A 6,161-nucleotide genomic window follows, 5' to 3' on the forward strand; every position below is an offset into this window, starting at 1 on the left:
GGGCCGCCGGCGGGTTCAGGGCAAAGAAAAAGGGCGGCCCCGCGAAGGGCCGCCCCGATCCATTTCAGTCCGGGGTTAGAGCCTAGAAGCTCGTGCCCAGGGTCAGCATCATCGTGCGCGGCGCACCGAGCGAGAAGGTGCGAACCGTGCCGGCGCGGTTGATGACGCCCGCGCCCGGATCGATGTCGACGGCCAGGGCGTTGTTGCCCGACGAGATCGACGCCGGATACTCTTCGTCGAACAGGTTCGTGACGTTGAACTGAACGAAGGCGTTACGGATGCCGAAGGTGTCGGTCAGGTCGTAGCGGCTGTCGAAGTCGACGGTGACGTAGGAAGGCGTCTTTTCATCGTTGACGTCGGTGGTGAAGCGTTCACCGACATACTTGCCTTGCAGGCCCAGCGACCAGGCCTCGGTCACGTCCCAGTTGGCGCGCAGGCTGTAGGTCCACTCCGGCGTTTCAACCAGCGACTTGCCGGTGGTCGGCAGGAAGGTACCGGTGCCCAGGGGCACGTCGTCCTGGACTTCCGAGGTGTTGTACGAGGCCGAACCGCCGACCGAGAAAGTGTCGGTCAGGGCGTACTCGAACTGGGCGTCGACGCCCGACTGCTCCACCGAACCCAGGTTCCGGTCGATCGACAGGTTGAAGGTCGGCGAGGCCGGATCGTTGTCGAACGACGTCACGATGCGGTTCTCGAAAGACACGTACCAGGCCGCGATCGAGGCGATCAGGGTCGAGGAGGTGTAGCGGTAGCCCAGGTCGTAGGACTTGGAGGTCTCCGGCTGAACGGACGAGAAATCCAGGGCGCCCGAGGCGTTGCGAACCGGCTGGTACAGGTTGTCGGTACGCGGCAGCGAGATGCCTTCGGCATAGCTGGCGTAGACCGAGTTGTTCTCCAGGAAACGATAGCTCGCGCCCAGGCTCGGCAGGATGGCGTCATACTTCAGGGTCTGGGCGTAGGGACGGATGTACTGGCCCGTGCCGGTCGAGGCGAAGTTCACGTTACCGTTGGCCAGGGTCGCCGAAGGCGTTTCGGTCGTGCAGCGCACGGTCGAGGTGCCGCTCAGCGAGAAGCAGAACTGGTTCAGGTCGCGGGTGAAGAAGGGTGCGCGAACGCCCAGAGTGACCGACAGGGCGTCGTCGAAGAACTGGCCCCGGTATTCGGCCGAGATCTGGTTCAGCAGGGCGATCGAGAAGCGATCGCGACCGCGCAGGTAGGAGCCGTCGCGGCCGTTGATGCGCAGGGCTTCGTTGCCCCAGGTGTTTTCACCGCCGAACACTTCGGGAACCGAACCATCGGCATTGTAGCGGGTGGCTTCGTTCGTCTGGCGGTGACGACCGTAGTCGTTGGTGTACGAGACACGGACGCGGTGATCGTCGTTGATGTCCCACAGCAGCGAGGACAGCACGCCGTAGCGGCGCGTGTTGGTGTTGTTCGGGGTATAGAGGCCGACGTTGTCGCAGCTGTCGCCGTCGCCGTTCAGGTCCACGCCGGTGTTCAGGATCGCGGCGGCGGCGCACTGGGCGGCCGTGGTGAGCGCCGCGTTGTTGGTCGTATTCTGGTCCAGACGATCGTCGCGCTCGCTGGTCAGGGTGTAGCCGCCGCCGTTGGCGATGACGTACTGGAACGAGGGGTCGATGGTCAGGCGAATACTGTCAGTCAGGCCGTAGCTGAACTGGCCGCGGATGTTGCCCGTGTTCGAGGGGTTGATCCGGGTGCGGTGGTCGTTGGTGCAGCTGCCCGTCGCGTTGCCGCCGAAGTAAGTGATGATGCTGGAGCCAGTCGCTTCGTTCTGCACCGTGCCGCTGACGCCGGCAGGACGGAAACAGGCGATGTCGTTCTCGGGCTTAAGGCCGAGGTTGAACTGCGAGAGGTTGATGAAGGTGTTGTAGGAGTTGTTGCGGTTCTCGTTCCAGTGGAAGGCCAGGCTGGCGAAGTCGCCGTCACCCAGGTCCTGGAATACGCGGCCGTTGTACTGCTTCTTCTCCAGGTCGCCCGGACCCTTCCACTTGTCGTAGTTGGTGTAGGAACCGGTGATGAAGGCGGTCGTGCCCCAGGGACCGAAAGCGCCCGTATCGAAACGGCCGAAGACACGGCCGTAGTTGAAGGAGCCGATCGAGGTGCGGATCTGGGCGCCCATTTCTTCCAGCGGACGCGCGGTCGTGTAGGAGATGGTGCCGCCGCTGGCAGAGGCGGTCGGGCTGTCGACGTCGGCCGAACCCTGGTTGACCGAGGCGCGGTCGATGATTTCCGAATCGACCTGCTGGTTGGAGAACACCGCGTAGTTGCCGGTGTCGTTCAGGGGGATGCCGTCGAACGTCAGCGAGACGCGGTTGCCGTCGAAGCCGCGCAGACGGATGTTGCCGCCCGAGTTGCCATAGGGGTCGTTGTTGGTGAAGTTCAAACCGGGGACGTTGTTCAGCAGGGCAATGACCGACTGACCGGACTGCTGGCGGCTGATGTACTCTTGCGTGATGGTCGAGCGGGTCTTGTCGACCGTCTGGGCGACGACGGCGCCCGAGATGGTGCGCGGGCCGCGGGTGCCGGTGACGACGACGGTGTCGACCACGGTGCCTTCAGCGGCGTCCGTGCCCGACGACTGGGCCGAGGCGGCGCCGGCGAGCAGCATACCGCTGACCAGGGCGGTCGTCGCCCAGAGCGCACGAGTGCGAGAGTTCATTTTGTATCCCCAGATGGTGCGGGTCAGCGCCCGGCGCGCGTCAGAATGCGGCCAGAGAGGGCCGCGAACGTCTAAATCTCGCCCCCTCTACGGCCGGTCTCGGAACCATCGACGACAGTGGTGTGACACTGGCGTGACAGCGTCGGGGGGTGACCGCGGCGCCACACTCCCGATTCCTGAAAGACTCAGCCGCCCCAGACCGCCCGCAGCCGCGCTTCACGGCCGCAGAAGCGACTGTATCCTCCATACCTCAAGGGATTCAGGCGCGCGAAATCCTGGTGATAACTTTCCGCCGGCCAGAAACGGGCTGCGTTTCGGACCGGCGTCACGAAGCGTCGTTCGCCGACGACCACCACGGCCGCCGCCCGCGAGGCGTCGGCCGTGGGCCGCTGGGCCGCTGTCGCGAACACGGCTGTGACATAGGACGGCCCCTGATCGCAGAACTGGCCGTCGGGGTCCGTAGGGTCGATGGTGCGCCAGAATCGATCGACCAGCTGGCGATAGGTGATACGGGCAGGGTCATAGGTGACCTGCACCGCCTCAACGTGGCCGGTGCCGCCCCGAACGACCGCATCATAGCTCGGATTGGCGACCGTGCCGCCTGCGAACCCCGACACCGCCGAGACGACGCCCGGCATATGCTCGAAATTGGCCTCCGTCGACCAGAAGCAGCCGCCGGCGAACAGGGCTGTCTCGCGCCGCCCGCTATCCGGAGCGCCCTGGGCCGCCGGGGCGCTGGCGGCGGGCTCGCCCTGTGAACAGGCGGCGATGCCTATCACGACGACCACGGCAAATCGGGACAAGAGCGACGACATGCGGAAACCTCCGGCGCCGCCCCTGGATCGCGGCGGCCAAGATCCCAGCTACGTCGGGACGCGCCATCCGGATACAAGTCTCACAGCGAAATCATCTCGCCGCCTCCGACGCGGCCTTCCCTGCACCTTCGGCGGGACAGGCGGCAGTATTTGCGGTTCGGTACTGCTGGAAGATTGCGGTTTGCGGTTCGGCATTCGGGCGAGGACACGGACCGCTCGTTCTAGCGGGCGGCTGCGAACCGTCTTGCGAGGGCCCGGGCCGTGGGTTTGAGGGCCTTGGGTTCGTGGTAGTTGCCGTTGACCTGGGTACGGTTGATGACGTGGGCCTTGAACCGTTTGTAGAGGTCGTCCTCGGGCGGCGCGGGGCGGGTCCAGAACCCATCGATCGGCTGTTGGTCGGTCAGGCCGTCGATGTCGAAGAAGGCCTCGCCCAGCACCTTGACCGGGGTCGAGAAGCCCAGGGCCGAGAGGGCCGCAGAGGAGTTGTTGACCACCATCCCCGAGGAGGCCCGGCACAGGGCGGCCAGGTTACCGCCGTCGATGAAGTCGACACGGTCGGCGATGCCGCGTTCGACCGCCAGCACATGGGTCATGCGCTTCAGATCGACCAGGCCGGGATCCAGCGGGTGGTTCTTGATCACCAGCCGCGTCTCGGCGTCCGCATGCCTGGCGAACGACGTCAGGACCTCCGCCAGGAAGGCGGTGTTGTCGGCGTAGTGGGAGTAGCGCAGCAGCTGGGCATCGCCCTCGCGCTGCAGGCAGGCCAGGAAGAAGGGGCCCCGCGCGCGGATCACCTGGGCGTCCGACTCGGTCCTGGACCGGAAGGCGAGCTGCAGATAGCGCCGCACATGGCCCACGAACTGCAGCCAGGGCGACTGGGTGTAGGGATAGACGTAGCGGCGGAACACCAGACGGCCCAGCGGCTGGGCGGCGTGATACAGGCTGATGTTGATGACGTGGTGCGGCAGGATCTTGCCCACCGGCCGGGTCGGCAGCATTTCGGGGATCGGGGGATCATAGGCCGTGCGCTCTCGCGGCAGGCCGGAGGAGGCGTTGACCCCGTTCTCCTCGACCGTGATCCAGTCGGGACGGAAGTAGCCGTTTTCCAGCACCCAGATACGCAGCGGATAAATCCGGTCCGGTTCCACGGCGGTGGCGGCCTTGAGCTTCCCGGCCTGGGAGAGGACGCCCTGGTTATAGGGACCGCCCTCGCCGAACACGATCACGTCGGTCAGGCCCTGGTCCTGGACCAGCCTGGCCAGCCGGGCGGGCCAGCGGCGCACGTCCCCGGTGTAGGGCTGGGCCCCCGAACGCCGCCAGTAGGCCGCGTCCCCGGCGTTGAACAGCATCCGCGCCACCGAGGCGCCCTCGGCCGTCAGCTGTTCCGCCAGCATCCGGCCGAAGGGACCGAACGGTGCCGTCACGATCAGAAACCGGCGGCCCGCCAGCGACTGGCCGGGGCGCGAGCGGAGGCCGGAGGCGGCCGGCGCCTGCAAGGCGGTCGGGACGACCGGAACGGTCTCGACGACGCGCACGGATTCACGCGCCGCCGGACGGCGGGCCGATTCGCCCGGGGCGCGTCTGGGAGTGATGCGAATGTCCACCATGGTCAGGACCGGCTCACGCGAAGTCTTCGGGACGGAATGAACCGCTCAATGCCCCGCCCCCGATCCGGCGTCCCGAGCCAGACCCGCCGACGCCCAAGGGCGACGCGGCTCCGTCGAAAGACCGGACAAAAGGGTCGGAACTCTGACATGGCAGCCTTTGTCGCTGGCCTCGTCATGCGGATCAACCGACTTGTCCAAAAAAGCGAGTGGGTGTTAGAAATTTCACGAAATCTTCCAGCGACATCGGACGAATTCCATGCCTCACAATGCCTTTGAAGGGGCTCGAAAGGCCGTGGCGCGGGCCGTGTCGCTTGAAGCGAGACTTTCTGGCAACGCCACCCGGAAACGCGAAACCGCCGGCTTCCCGAGGGGGAGAACCGGCGGTCCATCACAGGATCATAAGCAGGGAGAGCCGTCTTCCGGAAGGTCGCCCTTCCCGTCGCACCGACGCCCCCCGGCGTCTTCCAGTCAGCCTGGTTCGGATCCCGATCCTTGCGGGATCGGGATCCTTGTCCAGGCGTCCTAGAAGTTGATGCCGATGGTGGCGCGACGGTTCAGAGGCTCGCGAACGCCGTCGGCGGTCGCACGGGCCAGGCTGGTTTCACCCTTGCCGTCGAGAGCGATGACGCCGCCGGCGACGCCTTGAGCGACCAGGGCGTCAGCCACGGTGCGCGAACGACGGTTCGACAGGCCCACGTTATAGGCGGCCGAGCCGGAGGTGTCGGCGTAGCCGACGACCAGCACGCGCGTCGGACGACCCGACTTGGCGTAGTTGGCGGCCTGCGTGACCACCGAACGGGCTTCGGCCGTCAGGTCCGAGCGATCCCAGTCGAAGTAGACCACGAACTCACGCGCGACCGGAGCCGGCGGAGGCGGCGGAGGCGGCGGAGGAGGCGGGGGCGGGGGAGGCGGGGGAGGCGGCGGCGGCGGCGGCGGGGGCGGGGGCGGCGGAGCGTCGGCTGCGCCGAAGGCGTAGCGCAGACCCAGGGTCACCGTGTGGCTCTCGTCGTAGTCGCCATCGAACGTGCCGTAGTTGTTCACGGCCGCCGTGGAGTTCGT

The 6,161-nt window shown here is 66.5% G+C and carries 4 protein-coding genes; all 4 read right to left on the reverse strand.

Features of this window, described 5'->3' with window-relative positions; translation table 11 throughout:
• Positions 1–82 precede the first annotated feature (82 nt).
• The gene (locus ACP7AB_RS15815) at positions 83–2,680 is read right to left on the reverse strand and encodes a TonB-dependent receptor (protein WP_425992679.1); all 2,598 of its coding nucleotides are present in this window, start codon (positions 2,678–2,680) and stop codon (positions 83–85) included.
• A 185-nt stretch (positions 2,681–2,865) separates the two neighbouring features.
• Positions 2,866–3,495 carry a peptide-methionine (S)-S-oxide reductase MsrA gene (msrA, locus tag ACP7AB_RS15820; RefSeq protein ID WP_425992681.1) on the reverse strand — a complete coding sequence of 210 codons (630 nt, stop codon included), beginning with the start codon at positions 3,493–3,495 and terminating at the stop codon, positions 2,866–2,868.
• A gap of 221 nt (positions 3,496–3,716) precedes the next feature.
• The gene (locus tag ACP7AB_RS15825) at positions 3,717–5,102 is read right to left on the reverse strand and encodes a capsular biosynthesis protein (RefSeq protein ID WP_425992682.1); all 1,386 of its coding nucleotides are present in this window, start codon (positions 5,100–5,102) and stop codon (positions 3,717–3,719) included.
• Between the two features lie 522 nt (positions 5,103–5,624).
• On the reverse strand, positions 5,625–6,161 hold a 537-nt coding region (locus ACP7AB_RS15830), incomplete at its 5' end, for an OmpA family protein (protein WP_426046186.1).

The organism is Brevundimonas sp. TWP3-1-2b1, assembly GCF_049896165.1.
Lineage (GTDB): Bacteria > Pseudomonadota > Alphaproteobacteria > Caulobacterales > Caulobacteraceae > Brevundimonas > Brevundimonas subvibrioides_B.